At 70.5% G+C, this 17,064-nt stretch carries 15 protein-coding genes; 5 read left to right on the forward strand and 10 right to left on the reverse strand.

The window, feature by feature from the left end:
- Window positions 1-25 precede the first annotated feature (25 nt).
- Window positions 26-439 (forward strand): SRPBCC family protein, encoded by a 414-nt coding sequence (locus ACFY2Z_RS05220; protein ID WP_390742806.1) that lies wholly within the window; start codon window positions 26-28, stop codon window positions 437-439.
- Window positions 440-454: 15 nt separating this feature from the next.
- Here the strand turns inward: ACFY2Z_RS05220 and ACFY2Z_RS05225 are convergent, their stop codons facing one another.
- Both ACFY2Z_RS05225 and ACFY2Z_RS05230 read right to left on the reverse strand, forming a co-directional pair.
- A complete protein-coding gene (locus ACFY2Z_RS05225) occupies window positions 455-3,331 on the reverse strand; it encodes a SpoIIE family protein phosphatase (protein WP_390742807.1) in 2,877 nt (958 codons plus the stop codon).
- A gap of 197 nt (window positions 3,332-3,528) precedes the next feature.
- Window positions 3,529-4,635: an alkene reductase gene (locus ACFY2Z_RS05230; RefSeq protein WP_390742808.1), complete on the reverse strand. Its 1,107-nt coding sequence runs from the start codon at window positions 4,633-4,635 to the stop codon at window positions 3,529-3,531.
- Window positions 4,636-5,066: 431 nt separating this feature from the next.
- Here ACFY2Z_RS05230 and ACFY2Z_RS05235 point away from each other — a divergent pair, with 431 nt between their 5' ends.
- The 3 genes from ACFY2Z_RS05235 to ACFY2Z_RS05245 all read left to right on the forward strand — a co-directional run bounded on the left by ACFY2Z_RS05235 (window position 5,067) and on the right by ACFY2Z_RS05245 (window position 8,507).
- Complete coding sequence (locus ACFY2Z_RS05235; protein WP_390742809.1) at window positions 5,067-6,017, forward strand: sucrase ferredoxin; 951 nt, start codon at window positions 5,067-5,069, stop codon at window positions 6,015-6,017.
- An 82-nt stretch (window positions 6,018-6,099) separates the two neighbouring features.
- The gene (locus ACFY2Z_RS05240; RefSeq protein WP_390742810.1) at window positions 6,100-7,821 is read left to right on the forward strand and encodes an ATP-binding protein; all 1,722 of its coding nucleotides are present in this window, start codon (window positions 6,100-6,102) and stop codon (window positions 7,819-7,821) included.
- Window positions 7,818-8,507 carry a response regulator gene (locus ACFY2Z_RS05245; protein WP_390742811.1) on the forward strand — a complete coding sequence of 230 codons (690 nt, stop codon included), beginning with the start codon at window positions 7,818-7,820 and terminating at the stop codon, window positions 8,505-8,507. Before ACFY2Z_RS05240 ends, ACFY2Z_RS05245 begins: the two co-directional genes overlap by 4 nt.
- A 17-nt stretch (window positions 8,508-8,524) precedes the next feature.
- Here ACFY2Z_RS05245 and ACFY2Z_RS05250 read toward each other — a convergent pair whose 3' ends face one another.
- From ACFY2Z_RS05250 to ACFY2Z_RS05260, 3 genes are all read right to left on the reverse strand, one after another.
- Complete coding sequence (locus ACFY2Z_RS05250) at window positions 8,525-9,586, reverse strand: ABC transporter substrate-binding protein (RefSeq protein WP_390742812.1); 1,062 nt, start codon at window positions 9,584-9,586, stop codon at window positions 8,525-8,527.
- Window positions 9,587-9,652: 66 nt separating this feature from the next.
- Window positions 9,653-10,516, reverse strand: coding sequence for an ABC transporter permease (locus ACFY2Z_RS05255; protein WP_390742813.1), 864 nt, complete (start codon window positions 10,514-10,516; stop codon window positions 9,653-9,655).
- A complete protein-coding gene (locus ACFY2Z_RS05260; protein ID WP_390742814.1) occupies window positions 10,506-11,321 on the reverse strand; it encodes an ABC transporter ATP-binding protein in 816 nt (271 codons plus the stop codon). Before ACFY2Z_RS05260 ends, ACFY2Z_RS05255 begins: the two co-directional genes overlap by 11 nt.
- Window positions 11,322-11,481: 160 nt before the next feature.
- On the opposite strand from ACFY2Z_RS05260, the gene ACFY2Z_RS05265 reads away from it, so the two are divergent.
- Complete coding sequence (locus ACFY2Z_RS05265) at window positions 11,482-12,174, forward strand: response regulator (protein WP_390742815.1); 693 nt, start codon at window positions 11,482-11,484, stop codon at window positions 12,172-12,174.
- A gap of 133 nt (window positions 12,175-12,307) precedes the next feature.
- Here the strand turns inward: ACFY2Z_RS05265 and ACFY2Z_RS05270 are convergent, their stop codons facing one another.
- The 5 genes from ACFY2Z_RS05270 to ACFY2Z_RS05290 all read right to left on the reverse strand — a co-directional run bounded on the left by ACFY2Z_RS05270 (window position 12,308) and on the right by ACFY2Z_RS05290 (window position 16,883).
- Window positions 12,308-13,900 (reverse strand): cation acetate symporter, encoded by a 1,593-nt coding sequence (locus ACFY2Z_RS05270; protein ID WP_390742816.1) that lies wholly within the window; start codon window positions 13,898-13,900, stop codon window positions 12,308-12,310.
- Window positions 13,897-14,460, reverse strand: a complete 564-nt coding sequence (locus ACFY2Z_RS05275; RefSeq protein WP_390742817.1) for a DUF485 domain-containing protein — start codon at window positions 14,458-14,460, stop codon at window positions 13,897-13,899. The genes ACFY2Z_RS05270 and ACFY2Z_RS05275 overlap by 4 nt, the downstream gene beginning before the upstream one ends.
- Before the next feature lie 70 nt (window positions 14,461-14,530).
- The gene (locus tag ACFY2Z_RS05280; RefSeq protein ID WP_390742818.1) at window positions 14,531-15,214 is read right to left on the reverse strand and encodes a response regulator; all 684 of its coding nucleotides are present in this window, start codon (window positions 15,212-15,214) and stop codon (window positions 14,531-14,533) included.
- Entirely contained in the window at window positions 15,211-16,362 is a 1,152-nt protein-coding gene (locus ACFY2Z_RS05285) for a sensor histidine kinase (RefSeq protein ID WP_390742819.1), read from the reverse strand. The genes ACFY2Z_RS05280 and ACFY2Z_RS05285 overlap by 4 nt, the downstream gene beginning before the upstream one ends.
- Entirely contained in the window at window positions 16,359-16,883 is a 525-nt protein-coding gene (locus tag ACFY2Z_RS05290) for a DUF1453 domain-containing protein (RefSeq protein WP_390742820.1), read from the reverse strand. Before ACFY2Z_RS05290 ends, ACFY2Z_RS05285 begins: the two co-directional genes overlap by 4 nt.
- Window positions 16,884-17,064: the final 181 nt, after the last annotated feature.

The following is a 17,064-nucleotide window of genomic DNA, read 5'->3' on the forward strand; positions in this document are numbered from 1 at the left end:
ACCGGCACCCGTGAGGACCGAGCACATGACCGCCTTCAGCCTGAACCAGCACTACGACGCCCCCGCCGCCGAGGTGTGGGATCTCATCGGTGACTTCTACGCCGTGGAGAAGTGGATGCCGGGCGTCGCCGGTGTCCAGAAGAACGAGGACCAGCAGACCCGTGTCATCACGATGCGTGACGGCGCGCGGCTCGTCGAAAGGCTCATGGAAGAGGGACCGCTCTTTCACCACTACCGCTTCGACGACCCCGGGCCGGTCCCCGTCCGGGACTTCACCGCTCGCCTCACGGTGACGGCGCTCGGCCCGGACCGGTCCGCGATCGACTGGGCCGCCGAGTTCGAGCCCGCGCCGGGAGTCACCGAGGAGGCGGCCACGACCGCCATGGTGGGCTTCTACCAGGCGTGCCTTGACAGGGTCGCGGCGGAACTCGGCGGGTAGGAAGTCCTCACGGGCTCACCAGGACAGGTCGGCGGTCAAGGGCTGCTCGGTCCAGATGCATTTGCCGGAGACGGTGTAGCGGGCGCCCCAGCGGCTGGTGAGAGCGGCGATCAACTGAAGCCCGCGGCCGCTCTCGTCGGTGTCGGTCGCGCGGCGGATCCTGGGCATCGTGGGGCTCCCGTCGGTGACCTCGCAGACAAGGGCCCGTCCGCGCAGCAGCCGTAGCGTGATCGGTCCTCCCGCGTGGCGTACGACGTTGCCCACGAGTTCGCTGACGACGAGTTCGGTGGTCGTGATCAGCTCGTCCAGGTTCCAGGCGGCGAGCTGGTCCCGGACACAGGTACGAGCCTGACCGGCGGCTTTGGGGTCGTCCGGCAGTTGCCGGCAGAAGATGTCCTCGGGAGCCAGTGCGTGGGCGCGGGCGACGAGCAGCGCGCTGTCGTCGCGGACGATGTGCTGCTCGGGCAGCAGGGTGGTGATCAGGCGGTCGCACAGGTCGTCGAGGGTCTCCGTCGCCTGGGCGCACACAGGACCGGGTCGGTCGAGGCGCAGGTGGCGGGCCAATCGGTCCATGCCTTCGCCGATGTCCAGCTCGCCGGACACGACGAGGCCGTCGGTGTAGAGCGCGAGCAGGGCGCCGTCCGGCAGGCTGAACTCGGCCGTGTCGAAGGGCGGCGCTGCGGCACCGAGCGGCGAGTTGACGGGCAGGTCGGGGAAGTAGGTGGTTCCGTCGGGCAGGACTACGACCGGCGGGGGATGGCCGGCGGTGATGGCCTGGCACACCTGGCCGGCCGGGTCGTAGACGATGCAGAGGCAGGTGGCGTAGAAGTCGTCCCCGAAAGTACTCACGACTTCGTTGAGGTGGAAGAACAGCTCGTCCAGCGGCTGCTCCAGATCGGCGAGCGTACGGCCCGCGCTGCGCAGGCGGCCCATGGTGACGGCCTCGGCCAGGCCATGGCCCATGACGTCTCCGATGACCAGGGCGACCCGCTCGGACGACAGCGGGATGACGTCGTACCAGTCGCCGCCGACATCCATGCCGTCACCGGCGGGCTGGTAGCGGGCGGCCGTGCTCACAACGGGCAGGGCGGGCAGGGTCCGGGGCAGCAGACCGCGCTGGAACTCATGGGCGCGGCGGTGCTCGGCGTCGAACAGCCGGGCTCGCTCCATGGCCTGGGCGACCATGCCGCTCATCGCTGTGAACAGGGTGCGTTCTTCGCTGCTGAAGAGGTGCGGACGCTCGTAGACGATGCAGGCGACGCCTACGGAGTGCCCGGAGGCCATCAGCGGCAGGATGGCCCACGCCTGGGCCCCGCTCGCGGCGGGCAGGTCCGAGAGTTCCGGGTAGCGGCCGATGAACTCCTCGACAGAGGAGATGAAGTGCGGAGTGCCTGTGATGAAGCTCTGGACGGACACGGGGAGGTCGGAGACGCGGGCGCCTTCGAACCGGTGCAGGGTCTCGTTCGAGTAGCCGCAGCTGCCCACCAGAAACGTTCGCCCGTTTTCGTGAACCCACACACCGACGCCTTTGGCTCCGAACAGGGGCGCCATGCGGGTGGCTGTCACATCGGCCACATCGTGTCCGGTGACCGCTACGGCCAGGGCTTGGGTCAACTCGGCGATGTGGGCCGTGCGCTCGACGGCGGCGCCCTCGGCGGCGGCCTCCTCGGCCTGCCGCCGCCTGGTGCTGCTGATGTCGGTGACCCACAGGGTCAGGCCGTCCGGCAGCGGGGTCAGTCGCACATGCAGCCACCGGCCGGTGTCCGAGTTGATGTCCAGTTCGGTCTGCACGTCCTCGGCCCCGGACTGCAGACCCAGCGCGCGCAGCGCGGGCACCGCCTCCCACAGCACACTCCCGAGCAACTGCCCCGACGGCGCGAGTAGGCGCTCGGCCTCCGGATTGGCGAAGGTGATCCGACAGGTGCGATCGACGGCCAGGAATCCGTCGCGCATACGTCGTAGGGCTTGCTCCGCCGATTCCCCGGCCAGGTGGCCCGAGCTGACGTCCCGCACGATCCCGGCCAGACGAGGGCCGGAGCTGTCGTCGAGGCTCGAAGCCTGCCCCCGGACCTCCACCCGGCGCAGGCTGCCGTCCGGCTGGCGGACCCGGAATTCCACCTGGCAGAGCGTGTGGGCCCGGATGGCCTCGTCGACCCGGGCCAGCACCGTCGGCAGATCCTGCGGATGGACCAGCCGCCGCCATGTACGGATCCGCCCGTCGAACCCCTTCGCGTCGATCCCCAGGATGTCGAGCGCGGCACGGTCCCAGATCACCCTGCCGGTACCGAAGTCCCAGCCCCAGAATCCGACGGAGGGGGCCGCAGCGGGGTGGCACCCCGGGCGTCCCGTGTCCGCGGGCCCGGGATGTCCCGCGCCGCCGTGCAGACAGTCGGCGATCCGGACCGCCACGGCCGTCAGTTGCCGGTGCAGTACCGGCTCCTGCGGCCTGCGCGTGAAGACGGAGAGCGCGCCGAGCGGCTCGTCCGGGGCCGGTATCGGCACCGAGAGCAGTCCGGTTCCCGTGGGCAGGCCCGGAGGGGACGGGTCGAGGCCGGGACTCACCGCCGTCCATGCCGGGGCGTTCGTGCGGACCGCGCAGGCAGGCGCGTTCGGCGAGCCGCGGTCGACCTCGTCCCAGTGCCGGGCCGACGGCCCCTGGAGGCCATCGTCCACTGCCAGGTACAGGCTGCGGCTCCCCGGGGTCCCGAGATGCACCATGCCACCCAGTGCCTGGAGTTCCGCGATCGCGCGGTCGAGTGCGTTCCGTAGCAGTTCGTACGTGCTCGATCCCGCACTGTGTACGGACGCCAGGGGCGGGGGTTCCCGGACATCGCCGGCAGCCCCGCCCGCTCCCGCCACGTCCGGGCCATGCCTGCTCTTGCCCGACATCATCTCCCCACCTGTCAAACCGGTCAGGAAAGATACAGACAACACTATCCGAAGTGGTGCAATTGCGTGGATTTCGGGCCTTCGGGGCCGGAAGATCCGATGCAGCCCTGCGGACCTCGCCGACAGGCCCGGGTCGCGCACGGACGGCGCACCCGGGCCCGGCAGGCAGCACACCGGCCATCCGGTCACCGGTGCCCGCCTCACGCCTCCAGCGACGGGTAGTCGATGTAGCCGGCGGCGTCCGGACCGTAGATGAGTTCCCTCTTCGGTTCGGCGAGCGGCGCACGGGCGGCGAACCGGGCCGGCAGATCAGGGTTTGCGATGAACGGCTGCCCGTAGGCGACCAGATCGGCCAGGCCGTCGGCCAGGACCGCGTTCCCTCGACTCCGGTCGAAACCGACGTTCGCGATGACGGTGCCCTGATAGACCTTGCGGAAGTGCCGGAACATCCCGTCGCCGGCCATGTCCTCCAACGGCCCTCCGGCGGCATCGGCCATCATGCCCATGAGCAGGAGATGTGACAGCCCGTAGTCGTTGAGCCGTCCAAGTACATACTCGCTCTCGGTCAGCGCCTCAGGCCCGGAGACGAACTCTCCCGTCTCGCCCCAGGCGGGTCCGGCCTTCACGCCGACGCGCCGCAGGTCGACGAACTCACCGACGGCTTCGATGATCTCGAAGAGGAACCGGGAACGGTTCTCGATCGAGCCGCCGTAGACGTCCGTGCGCACGTTGGTGCGGGGGTTGAGGAACTGGCTGATCAGATAGTTGAAGCCCGCCTGCAGCTGGACACCGTCGAATCCCGCCGCCATGGCGTTGCGGGCCGCCGTCGCATAGTCGGCGATCGTCTGCCGGACATCCTGCGCCGACATCGCCAGGGGCTCCACGGTCGGCCGGCGGCCGGACGACGTCGGAGACAGCAGCCCGGGGTTCACGGCCGACGGCGCAAGGGGCGGGCGGCCGTCGAAGAAGTCGGGGTGAGAGGCCGAGCCGGTGTGCCACAGCTGCGCGAAGATCACACCGCCCGCCTGGTGGACCGCGTCCGTCACGCGCTTCCAGTGGGCGACCTGCTCGTCGGTGTACAGCCCCGGGACGTCATGCCATCCGACCGCGTCGCGGCTGATCCACACACCCTCGGAGATGATCAGGCCGGCCGATGCCCGCTGCCCGTAGTACTCGACGTGGAGGTCGGTGGGCAGGAGGTCGCTGTTGCGTGCGCGGCTCCGGGTCAGCGGGGCCATGACCACGCGGTTCGCCAGAGCGAGGTCATGCATCTTGTACGGCTGAAGCAAGGGCTGCGTGGAACTCATGTTCGTCTCCGGGTGTGCGGCTCCGGGAGCGGCGACGGGATGCGATCGACGGCTTTGCCCGACCTCGCACCGTTCCTTAAAGCGCGAATATGTGCTTTAGAAGCAGGCTAGCACTTTCGCGCACTAAGGCAAATCTTTGTGCCCTAAGGGGGTGGCGTGGCGTCGATCGGCCCCTCCCGCCACTGCGGCACGACCGCCACGACGAGCGCCCGCCGAGTCCGGCGCCGGAGGCCGGGAGGGTGAGTCGGGCGGATCACCGGTCGCCCCCCTGACGGGGCGTCACTTCGGGTGCCGGACACGACGCTCAGGCAGCTCGCGGCGTGATCGCCGCTCCTCCGCACGCTCCGGCCGAGGTTCTGGCGCGCCTCGACGCGCCCCAGGAGCGCGAGGCTGGAAGTCAGCACAGAGGAAGTCAGGTTAGGCTCACCTCTGTGAGTACGTGCACGACCGCGTCCCGGGACCTCGACGAGCCCCTCGCGGGGACCGCGGCGACCGCCAGGACCTGGCTGCTTCTGGAGCAGCCCGGCCCCTGGGGCCCGAAGGCGCTCACATCGAGCCATCTGGATCAGGCGCTCGGCCGCGCCCTGGAGGCGGCCACGGACGGCACCGGCGTGCGCATCGCGCTCATCCGCCGCCCCGGCCGGCACGCCGACCACGGCACGCCCGCCCTACGGCAGGTGTATGCGGCCCACACCGTCCCCGGAAAGGTATGGCTGCACGCCGCCACGACGGCTGAGCCGGAGCGATTGCTCGACCTGGACTTCACGGCGCTCGGGAGCGGCGATCCCCGTAGCTTCGACGTATCGCTCCGGGGCGAGCCCCACACAGGCGCCCCCCTCGCGCTCGTCTGCACCAACGGCAGGCGGGACCGCTGCTGCGCCCTGCTGGGCCGCCCGCTCGCGGCCGAGCTGGCGGCCTCGGGGGTCGAGGGTGTCTGGGAGGTCACCCACCTCGGCGGCCACCGCTTCTCCCCCACACTCCTCGTCCTTCCGTTCGGGTACGCGTACGGGCGGGCCCAGGCCCCGCACGTCAAGGAGGTCCTGCACGGCGTTCGCGAGGGGCGGGTCGTGGTGGAGGGCTGCCGTGGCAGCTCCGCCTGGGAGCGGCCCGCGCAGGCGGCGGAGCTGGCGGTGCGCACATCGGCCCACGAGTACGCGGCGGACGCGCTGACCGTCGTCCGCACGGACGGTGCCGCGCCGCGCTGGGAGGTCACCGTCGCCCACAACGACGGCCGGCTCTGGCGCGTTCTGGTGGCGCAGGGCGCCTCTCTGCCGCCGCGCCAGGAAAGCTGCGGTTCGCCGCTGGGTTCGCCGGCCCGGATGGACGTCGTGTCGGTGCGGGAACTGCCTGCCACGGCCCTCGCGGACCACGCGCACTGCTGAGCCGCCGGCCCCGCGGGCGCCCCGGGAGATCGGTGTCACCCCACCTATGGCAGGGGCCGTCCGTCCCCGTACCGTCGTACGCATGAGCCCATCTCCCCCTGCACGACGGCTGCGTCTCGGGCTGCCGCGGCGGATGTTCTCGCAGCTCCTGCTCATGCTGGTGGCGATCGCCGCGGGCGTCGCCGTGCTCGCGACCGGGCTGTTCCTGGCCCCGCTCGGTCACATGCTGGACGACCAGGCGATGCGTCAGGCCCTGGCGATCGCGCAGGCCACGGCCGCCCAGCCGCAGATCGCCAAGGACCTTCAGTCGACACGGCCGTCGGTCGACGGGCCCGTGCAGGCCGAGGCGGAACGTATCCGCAAGGCCAGCGGGGCCGAGTACGTCGTGGTGATGAACATGCGGCATGTGCGCTGGTCGCACACGGACCCCACGCAGATCGGCAAGAAGGTCTCGACCGACCCGAGTGAGGCCCTGGCCGGCAGGGAGGTCATGCAGATCGACAGCGGCACCCTGGGCCGCTCGGCCCGCGGCAAGGTGCCCCTGCGGGACGCGCACGGCCGGATCATCGGCGCGGTCTCCGTGGGCATCGAGTACAACAGCGTGCGGGCCGGGCTGATCCACGCGATACCGGGGCTGTTCGCGTACGCGGGCGCGGCTCTCGCGATCGGCGCGCTGGCCGCGTATCTGATCTCGCGCAGGGTGCAGCGGCAGACCCGCGACCTCGCCTTCTCCGACATCTCGGCACTGCTGGCCGAGCGGGAGGCGATGCTGCACGGCATCCGGGAGGGCGTCGTCGCCCTTGACCACACGGGCCGGGTGCGCCTCCTCAACGACGAGGCGCAGCGGCTGCTGGGCATCGGCGACGAGGTCGTCGGCCGGTCCCTCGACGACGCGCTCGGCGAGGGCCGTACGACCGATGTGCTCGCCGGACGGGTCACGGGCACCGATCTGCTCACCGTCCGCGGTCATCGGGTCCTGGTCGCCAACCGTATGCCCACCGACGACGGAGGCGCCGTCGCCACCCTGCGCGACCGCACCGAGTTGGAGCAGCTGGGCCGCGAACTGGACTCCACACGCGGCCTGATCGACGCCCTGCGCGCCCAGGACCACGAACACGCCAACCGAATGCACACGCTCCTGGGGCTGCTCGAACTGGAGATGTACGACGAGGCCGTGGAGTTCGTCGGCGAGGTGGTGGGCGATCACCGGGCCACCGCGGAACAGGTCACCGAGAAGATCCACGATCCGCTGCTCGCCGCGCTGCTGGTGGGTAAGGCCACGGTCGCCGCGGAGCGCGGTGTGGCTCTGTGGATCGCGGACCGCACGCTGCTGCCGAACCGGTTGATCGATCCGAGGGGGGTGGTCACGATCGTGGGGAACCTGGTCGACAACGCACTGGACGCCGTAGCGGGCACACCGCACGCGCGCGTGGAGGTCGAGCTGCGCGCCGAGCGGCGTACGGCGGTCCTCCGGGTGTGCGACACGGGGCCCGGAATCCCGGCCGAGCGGCGGGAGCTGGTCTTCACCGACGGATGGTCGACCAAGCAGCCCCCGGCCTACGGCAAACGCGGGATCGGTCTGTCGCTGGTGCGCCGGCTCGCCGAACGCCAGGGCGGCACGGCCCATGTGGACGAGGCTGAGGGCGGCGGCGCGGAGTTCACCGTCGTACTGCCGGAGGCACTCGAGGAGCCGGGCCCGCCGGCCGAGGACCGCCGGGGCCTCATTCCCACGCAGAAGACACCCGGAGACAGCGAAACCGGCCTGCGCGCAGCCGTGCACGGGCGCGAGGAGGGGGCGCGATGAGCCGGCCGATCGACGTCCTGGTGGTGGACGACGATCTGCGCGTCGCGCGGGTCAACGCCGCGTACGTGGAGAAGGTCCCCGGCTTCCGGGTGGCCGCGAAGGCACACAGCGCGGCGGAGGCACTGCGCCTGTTGGAGGCCCCGCCCCGACCGGACCTGGTGCTGATGGACCACTATCTGCCCGATGACACGGGGATCGCGGTCGTCCAGGAGATGCGCCGACGTGGTCACGACACCGATGTGATCATGGTGACCGCGGCCCGTGATGTGCAGACCGTGCAGGCGGCGATGCGGCACGGGGTCCTGCAGTACCTGGTCAAGCCCTTCGCGTTCGCGGGCCTGCGGGCCAAGCTGGAGGCCTACGCCGAACTGCGCCGCACCCTCGACGGCGGCGGTGAGGCCGAGCAGCCCGAGGTCGACCGCATCTTCGGGGCCCTGTCGGCCGGTTCGGTGTCGGGGCTCCCGAGAAGCCACTCCCCCAGCACCGCGGACCTCGTCCGTCGTGCCCTGATGAACGCCGAACAGCCGCTGTCCGCACAGGAGATCGCCGACCGGACCGGACTGAGCCGGCAGACCGCCCAGCGCTATCTGAAGCTCCTGGAGCGGACGGGACGGGCCACGCTGACCCTCAAGTACGGCGACGCGGGCCGCCCGGAGCATCGCTACTCCTGGACGGCCCGCGCCTGAGGGCACGGCCGGCGGGCTCAGCCGGCGGCCTTCTTGGCGAACTCCGTGGTGTACGTCTTGTCGAGGTCGATCTTGGCGTTCTTGATGTTGGGGTTGAACGCCTTGAGGACCTTCTCGACGGTCTCGGGCCCGTTCTCGGGCATCACGCCGTCCGCGGTGAACATCGGCAGCGTGCTCTTGATGGCGCTCGCGTAGAGCGTCTGGTTGCCCTGGGAGTAGTCGGCGGGCATCTTCGCGGCGATCTCGCTCGCGGAGTGCGTGGCCATCCACTTCAGGGTCTTCACAAACGCGTTGACCAGCTTCTGGACCGTGTCCTTGTGGCTGTCGACCCAGTCCGTCTGCATGTAGAGGCTGGACGACGGGTACGGGCCGCCGAGCGCCTCCTGCGACCCCTGGGGGGTGCGCATGTCGACGAGCACCCGCCCGAGGTTCTTCTGGATGACCGTGGCGACGGTCGGGTCAGTGGTCATACCGGCGTCGATGGAGCCCTTCTGGAGGGCGGAGACGAACGTCGGACCGGCTCCGACGGCGACCGGGCTGAACTCGTCGACCTGCACGCCGTTCTTGACCGCCAGGTACTTGGTGAGGAAGTCCGTCGAGGAACCGAGGCCCGTGATCCCGAGCTTCTTGCCCTTGAAGTCCTTGGGCGAGCCGATGTCCTTGGCAGCCTTGCCGGAGACGATCTCGACCTCACCGGGCGCGTGCGAGAACTGCACCACGGACTCGACGTGCTTGCCCTTGGTCTGCAGATCGAGCGTGTGGTCGTAGAACCCGACGGCGCCCTGGACCTGCCCGGAGACGAGCGCCGTCTCGGCCTGCACGCCGGCCGGCTCGCTCAGCAGCTCCACGTCGAGGCCCTCGGCGTCGAAGTAGCCGAGCCGCTGGGTGAGCATGGCGGGCATGTAGATGACCTTGTCCAGGCCGCCCACCATGATCTTGACCTTCTCGCCCTTGCCGTCCCCCTTGCTGCCGGAACCGGAGGAGGCGGTGGAGGCGGCGTCGTTGGCACAGGCGGTGAGCGAGGTGACGGCGAGCAGGCCGCTGGCGGCGAGAGCGGCGATTCTGGCGGACTTGCGCATGGCGTTTCACGTCCTTGTGAGATGGCGGTGCGGGAGAGACAAGCGGGGAAGGAGCGAAGAGAAGGGTCAGTGCTCGGAGTCCGACGGCTTCCAGCGGAAGATGCGGCGCTCGGCGAAGGTGAGCAGTCCCTCGGCCACCAGCGCGACGACCGCGAGGATGACCATCGCGGCGTACACACCCGCCGCGTTGAAGGTGCCCTGCGACTGGGCGACGAGCAGACCGACGCCCTTGGTGGCCCCGATGTACTCGCCGACGATGGCGCCGATGAGGGCGAAGCCGAAGCTGACGTGGAGACTGGTGAAGATCCACGAGGTGGCCGACGGGATGACGACCTGAAGGGTCACACGCCGGTCACTGGCGCCCAGGATGCGGGCGTTGGCGACGAGGTTGCGGTCGACCTCGCGGGCGCCCTGGAAGGCGTTGAAGAACACCGGAAAGAAGACCAGGACGACGGCCGACGCCACCTTGGACGACGGGCCGAGCCCGAACCAGATCACGAAGATGGGCGCGAGAACGATCCTGGGGATCGAGTTGAGCACCTTGATGTACGGGCCGAGGACATCGGCGAGGAAGGCGACCCGGCCCAGCGCGATACCGCAGAGCACACCGGCCACCACACCGATGATCCAGCCGAGCAGCGCCTCCTGGAGGGTGACCCAGATCTGCTCGCCGAGCGAACCGAGCGCGGTGCCGTGGGTGATCCAGGTGTAGATCTGGTCCCAGATCTTCGACGGCATCGAGAAGTTGAACGGGTCGATGACTTCGGTCCGGGCGAGCACCTCCCAGAGGCCCAGCACGGCGACCAGCAGCAGCACACGCGCCAGCAGGACGACGGCCCTGCGTTTGCGGGCGGCACGCGCGCGTGAGTGGACGCGGTCGGTCTTGGGCGCCTCGACCGTGGCCGGCGCGGAGATGACGTCAGGCGACACGGGCGGCACCCCTCTCGCGGGTGATGCGGACCTCTTCGCCGAGCGACTCCCAGATCTCGCGGTAGATCTCGATGAACCGCGGCTCCAGACGCACCGACTCCACCTTGCGCGGGCGCGGCAGATCGATGTCGAAGACCCGCTTCACGGTCGCGGGGCCGGCCGTCATCACGACGACCTTGTCGGCCAGCGCGATCGACTCCTCCAGGTCGTGGGTGACGAAGACGACGGAGGCGCCCGTGCCCTCCCACAGCTCCAGCAACTCGTCGGACATCAGCGCCCGGGTCTGCACGTCGAGCGCCGAGAACGGCTCGTCCATGAGCAGGATCTCGGGGTCGTTGACGAAGGTCGCGGCGAGGGCCACACGCTTGCGCTGGCCGCCGGAGAGCTGGTGCGGGTAGCGGTCCTCGAACGCGGCGAGCCCGACCCGGCCCAGCCACTCGCGCGCCTTCTCCCGGGCCTCCGCCTTGGGCATGCCACGGAAACGGGGGCCTGCCATGACGTTGGACAGCACGGTGCGCCAGGGGAACGTGGCGTCCTGCTGGAAGACGAAACCGACCTTGGCCCCGACACCCGCGACGGGCTCGCCCGCCACCAGGACCTCGCCCTCGGTGGGCTCCTCCAGACCGCTGACCAGGGTCAGGGTCGTCGACTTGCCGCACCCGGTGGGCCCCACGACGGCGACGAACTCGCCACGCCCCACCGTCAGGTTCAGGTCCCGGACGGCCGTGTGCAGACCCCCCGACGGGGTCTTGAAGATCTTGCTCGCGCCCCGTAGCTCGATGGCGGGGCTGGTGTCTGTGCTCATGGCCGGGACCGTAGATGTGGTGCGGGCCACAACTGCAGTCTTGTGAGCGCAACCCCGTCTTCTGCTTGCAAGAGTCTGTTGTGCTCATTTTGCTCGCGCTACAACAGCGGAGCCGAAACACGGGCTTAACGCTCGCCTGGGTTTGAGGGAGAGAGGCCCGATGATTGACGTCCTGGTCGTGGACGACGATTTCCGCGTCGCCGAGATCAACGCGAAGTACGTGGGGAAGGTTCCCGGCTTCCGGGTCGCCGCCCGCGCACACAGCGCCGCCCAGGCGCTGGCCGCCGTGGAGCGTGCCCCGATCGACCTGGTCCTGCTCGACCACTATCTGCCCGATCAGACGGGTCTGGAACTGGTCCACCACATGCGGGAACGCGGGCACGGCACGGACGTCATCATGATCACGGCGGCGAGCGATGTGGCGACCGTGCAGAACGCGATGCGGCTGGGCGCCCTGCACTACCTGGTGAAGCCGTTCACCTTCGCGGCCCTGCGCACCCGCCTCGACTCGTACGCCGCCCTGCGCCGCACCGTCGACCGGGTCGGCGGCCGGGGGGTGGCGGGCCAGGAACAGGTCGACCGTATCTTCGGCGCGCTGCGCACCACCCCGGTCGCCTCGTCGCCCAGGCTGCCCAGTGGCCACTCGGAACCCACGACGGACCTCATCTGCGACGTGCTGCACCAGGCCGAACAGCCGCTCTCCGCCCACGAGGTGGCCACCAGAACGGGCCTCAGCCGCTCCACCGCCCAACGCTATCTGCGCCACCTGGAACAGGCCGGGCGCCTGCGGCTCTCCCTGAAGTACGGCGACACGGGGCGGCCGGAACACCAGTACACGTGGGTGGCGCCGTAGGGCAACGGCCCGACGGGACCCGGGCCTTGCCCCGGGGCCCGCCGGGAGGCGATGCGGCCGGCACCGGGACCCTCGGCGCGGGCGCCCCGGCTCGTCGGGTACGTCACCGGAGGAGCCCCAGCGTCCGGGACCGTCAGACGGCCCCGGCGCCCGTGAGCGACCGGACCTCGGTCTCCGCGTGCTTGGCCTCGTCGGCCGGTTCCGCCGAGGTGACCGTGCCGAGCCAGCCCGCGAGGAAGCCGAGCGGGACCGAGACGATGCCCGGGTTCTGCAGCGGGAAGTACTGGAAGTCGACGCTCGGAAAGAGCGATCCGGGACTGCCCGAGACGACCGGGGACAGCACCACCAGTCCCAGTGCGGGCACGAGACCGCCGTAGACCGCCCACACGGCGCCCCTGGTCGTGAAGTTGCGCCAGAAGAGCGCGTACATCAGGACGGGCAGGTTCGCGGACGCGGAGACCGCGAAGGCGAGCCCCACCAGGAAGGCCACGTTGAGGTCGCGGGCGAGCAGCCCGAGCCCGATCGCGACGCCGCCGATCCCGACCGCCGCGACCCGCGCCACCGCCACCTCGCTGGGCGGCCTGGAGCGCCGCCGCCGCAGCGACGCGTACAGATCGTGGGCGACGGCGGCCGAGGACGCGAGGGTGATTCCGGCGACGACCGCGAGGATGGTGGCGAAGGCGATCGCGGCGACCATGGCGAACAGGACCGTTCCCCCGGTGGAGTTCGCTCCGCCGCCCAGGTTCAGCGCCAACAGGGCCACCGCCGTGTTCCCGGCCGCGTTGGACTCCCGCACCGCGCTGGGTCCGACGACGGCGGCGGCACCGAAGCCGAGCACGATCATCATCAGATAGAAACCGCCGATGAGCCCGACCGACCAGACCACCGAGCGCCGGGCGGCCCGGGCGGTCGGCACCGTGTAGAAGCGGGACAGGATGTGCGGCAGCCCGGCGGTGCCCAGCACCAGCGCAAGGCCCAGGCTGATGAAGTCGATCCGCGCGGTCCAGTCCCCGCCGTACTTCAGGCCCGGCGCGAGAAACGCCTCACCGTGCCCGCTGCGCTCCGCCGCCGTGTGCAGCAGCACATCGACGTTCCCGTGGAAGCGCACCAGGACGAGCACGGTCAGCGCGATCGTGCCGCCGAGCAGGAGCATGGCCTTGACGATCTGGATCCAGGTCGTGGCCCGCATGCCGCCCATCGACACATAGATCACCATGAGCGCGCCGACGACGATCACCGTCCAGGCGCGCGCGCCCGCGCTGGTGCCCCCGAACAGCAGCGCGACCAGGCTGCCCGCTCCCACCATCTGCGCCACCAGATACAGCACGGACACCGTCACCGAGGACATGCCCGCAGCGATCCGCACCGGCCGTTCACGCATCCGCGCCGCGATCACGTCCGCGAGCGTGAACCGCCCGCAGTTGCGCACCAGTTCGGCCACGAAGAACAGCACCACGAGCCAGGCCACCAGGAAGCCCACCACATACAGCATCCCGTCGTACCCGAAGAGCGCGATCAGCCCGGTCACACCCAGGAAGGAGGCCGCCGACATGTAGTCGCCCGCGATGGCAAAACCATTCTCCATGGACGAGAACAGCCGCCCGCCCGCATAGAACTCCTCCGCCGACCCGTGCCGGTTGCGGCTCACCCAGGTCGTGATCCCCAGTGTGATCGCGACGAAGACGCTGAAGAGCACCAGCGCCAGCGCCTGATGGTGTCCGGTCACCGCTCGCCACCCCTGAGTCCTCGCGTGAGCTCCTGGGTGTCCCAGCGCAGATCCAACGCGGCCCGGTCCCTGCGCAGCCGAGCATGCCGTGCGTACGCCCAGGTGAGAAGGAACGTCGTGAGGAACTGTCCCAACCCCGCGAGCATCGCCACGTTCACGGAGCCCGCCACCGGCCGGCCCATCAGCCCGGGGGCCGTCTGCGCCGCCACCACGTACCCCACGTACCAGGTGAAGAAGACGGCGAAACCCGGGATCACGAACCGCCGGTATCTGCGGCGCACCTCCCGGAACGCCTCGCTGCGCTGAACCTCCAGGTAGACGTCCGCCACCCGGCCGGTTTCCTCCTGTTCCGTGCGCATGCGCGGCACATCGGGTGCGGGAGCGCCCGTTCCGTCCAGTTCGCCCCAGCCGGGTGTGAGCGCGTCCTGCCAGGGGTCCTCGTAGCTCGCCTGGCCGTCCGTGCCGGCGCCTTCCGGGGCCGGAGCGCGGCCTTCGCGCTTCTCGACCGAACTCTCGGGGCCCTCCCCGCGGCTGCGGAAATGGCCATTGCTTGACTTCATGCCACAAGGATGGACAGATCGGGAAGATCCCCGACTCTTCTTCTCAGGGCTCTTCACCCCATCAGGTGACTCACTTCGACGGGGGTCTCGCCAGCCCCTGCGCATAGGCGTAACGGACCGCCTGCGCACGGTCCTTGACCCCCGTCTTGGCGAAGAGGTTGTTGATGTGGGTCTTCACGGTGGCCGTGGAGACATGCAGTCTGCGGGCGATCTCCTGGTTGGACAGCCCGTCGGCGATCAGCATGAGCACCTCCGTCTCCCGTGCCGTGAGTCCGTCCGGCGCGACCGCGGGGGCGGCCGGCTCCGGCTCGGGCTGCGACAGCCGCTCGAGCAGGCGCCGTTGGACACCCGGTGACAGACCCGCGTCCCCGGAGAGCACGCTCCGTACGGCCCGCACGATCTCGTCCCCGCCCGCGTCCTTGGTGAGATAGCCGCGCGCCCCCGCTCTCAGCGCCGCGAACAGCGAATCGTCGTCCGCGAAGGTGGTGAGCACCACGACCTGGGTCCCCGGGTGCTCCGCGCGGATACGCCGGGTCGCCTCGACACCGTCGCAGCGCGGCATCCGCAGATCCATCAGCACGACGTCCGGGGCGAGTTCGGCGACGAGCTTCACCGCCTCGTCACCGTCCGCGGCGGCACCGACGACCTCGATCCCGGGAAGCAGCCCGAGCAGCATCACGATGCCCTCGCGCACCACCGTCTGGTCGTCCGCCACCACGACCCGGGCGGGCTTCCTGCTGTCCTCCTCCGTCATAGGGGCACCTTCAGCGTCACCACGAATCCCTCCTCGCCCGGCCCGGCGTCCAGCGACCCGCCCAGCAGCTCGGCACGCTCCCGCATGCCCAGGAGACCGTACCCGGCCCCCGATCCGGTCAGCTCGCCCGGCGAACCGCCCGAGTCCCTGACGTCCAGCGTCACCTGGTGCTCGGCGTACTCCAGCCGTAGGTGCACCTTGGCGCCGGGAGCGTGCTTGCGGACGTTGGTCAGGGCTTCCTGGGCGACCCTGCGAACCGCCTGGGAAGCCTCGGCGGGCAGCGGTCTGCGATCACCCGCGACGGTGACGTCCGCACCGTGCGCCGCGGCGACGAGGTCGCTGAGGAAGTCCTCGATCGGGGACATCTCGCCCCGGAGGGCGGAGAGCGCCTGCCGGGTCTCGGCAAGTCCTTCCCGGGCCATGCCCCGGGCCGCCACCACCCGCTCCAGGATCTTGTCCCGCTCGGCTCCGTTCTCGATCAGCAACCGGGCCGCCTCCAGATGCACCATCTGGGCCGAGAGACTGTGGGCCAGCACATCGTGGATCTCCCGGGCGATCCGGGCCCGCTCCACCAGCGCCGCCGACTCCCTCTCGGCCGCACGGGCGGCTCGCTCCTGGGCGAGGAGCCGCTGGGCGTTGCCCCGGGCCTCCGCGTCCAGGCGCAGCACATAGCCGGCGAGCGCCATGCCCACCACCGTGGCAGCGGTGGTCAGCCACACGTCGTCGTCGACCGCGGCATAGGAGGCGAGCGCGACCGAGGTCACGGGCACGGCGGCCGCGAGCGGCAGCCGCTCCAGGGCGGTGATGCCGCAGCCGCACCAGATCACGAGGGCCGGCACCCGGAAGCCGGTGGCCTGTGCCGCGACCGCCAGCCCGAGCAGCACGGCGACAAGCCCCAGGGACGGCCAGAGTCTGTGCGCCAGCGTGGTGCGGAAGAAGGCCCACGCGAGCAGGGCGGTCACGATGAGGCCCGCCGCTGCCGCGACCGCACCCCAGCCGTGGACATGATCACTGCGGAAGACGCCCCACAACAGCATGCCGAGGACCAGCATCCTCACGATCCAGACGAGCAGTCGCCTGGGCTCCGAGAGCCTCCGCCGGTCGAGCGCCTCACGGGAGGGCCAGCGTGTCCACGTGCTCTCCGTCATACACGCTCCTTCCACGTGGGCCGGGGCACGCCGTCACCGTACGCCGTGGCCTGACGGGGCGAGGAAATGCCGGACCGCGCACGCCAGACCAGGATCCCGGAGCGCACCAGCAGCGTGACCGAGAGGGCCATGAGCAGGGCGGAACCGTCCTGGTGGACGCCCAGCGACGCACCGAGGGCGAAGAGGCCGACGCGCAGGGCGATGCCGAGCATCCAGACCGCCACGCTCGCCTTGGTGCTCTTGCTCCACACGACGCCGTCCGCCTCGGCCCATACACGGGTCGTCCAGGCCCAGCCGGCCCCGGTGGCCAGTCCGATGAGCAGCTCGATGCCCAGCAGTACGGCGGACTCCGTGCGATGGTGGGCATCGAGCGGCCCGGCCCCGCGCAGCGCCACGGCGGCCAGGATCACGGGCAGGAGCCACCAGCGCCGATCGGCGTCTATCCGGCGAGCGCGGAACTGCCGCACGATCACCAGCGCGGCCACCGCCACGATCGCCACCCCGTTGACAAGCCCGGACATCACAGCCTCCGTGAGCGGAAAAGGAGCTGTCGACGGCGAGTGCTGTCGACGCCTATGACGCTACGGAGATCGGCTGGTCAGCCGGATCGGAGCCGAGGTGGATCGTGGGTGGAACCTGGAAGGCCCTCGGTCTCCACCCACGGGTGGACGGCTGTCCGGTCGCCCTGCCCCGGCCCGGCCC

This window comes from Streptomyces sp. NPDC001222 (genome assembly GCF_042896945.1).
GTDB lineage: Bacteria > Actinomycetota > Actinomycetes > Streptomycetales > Streptomycetaceae > Streptomyces > Streptomyces gibsoniae.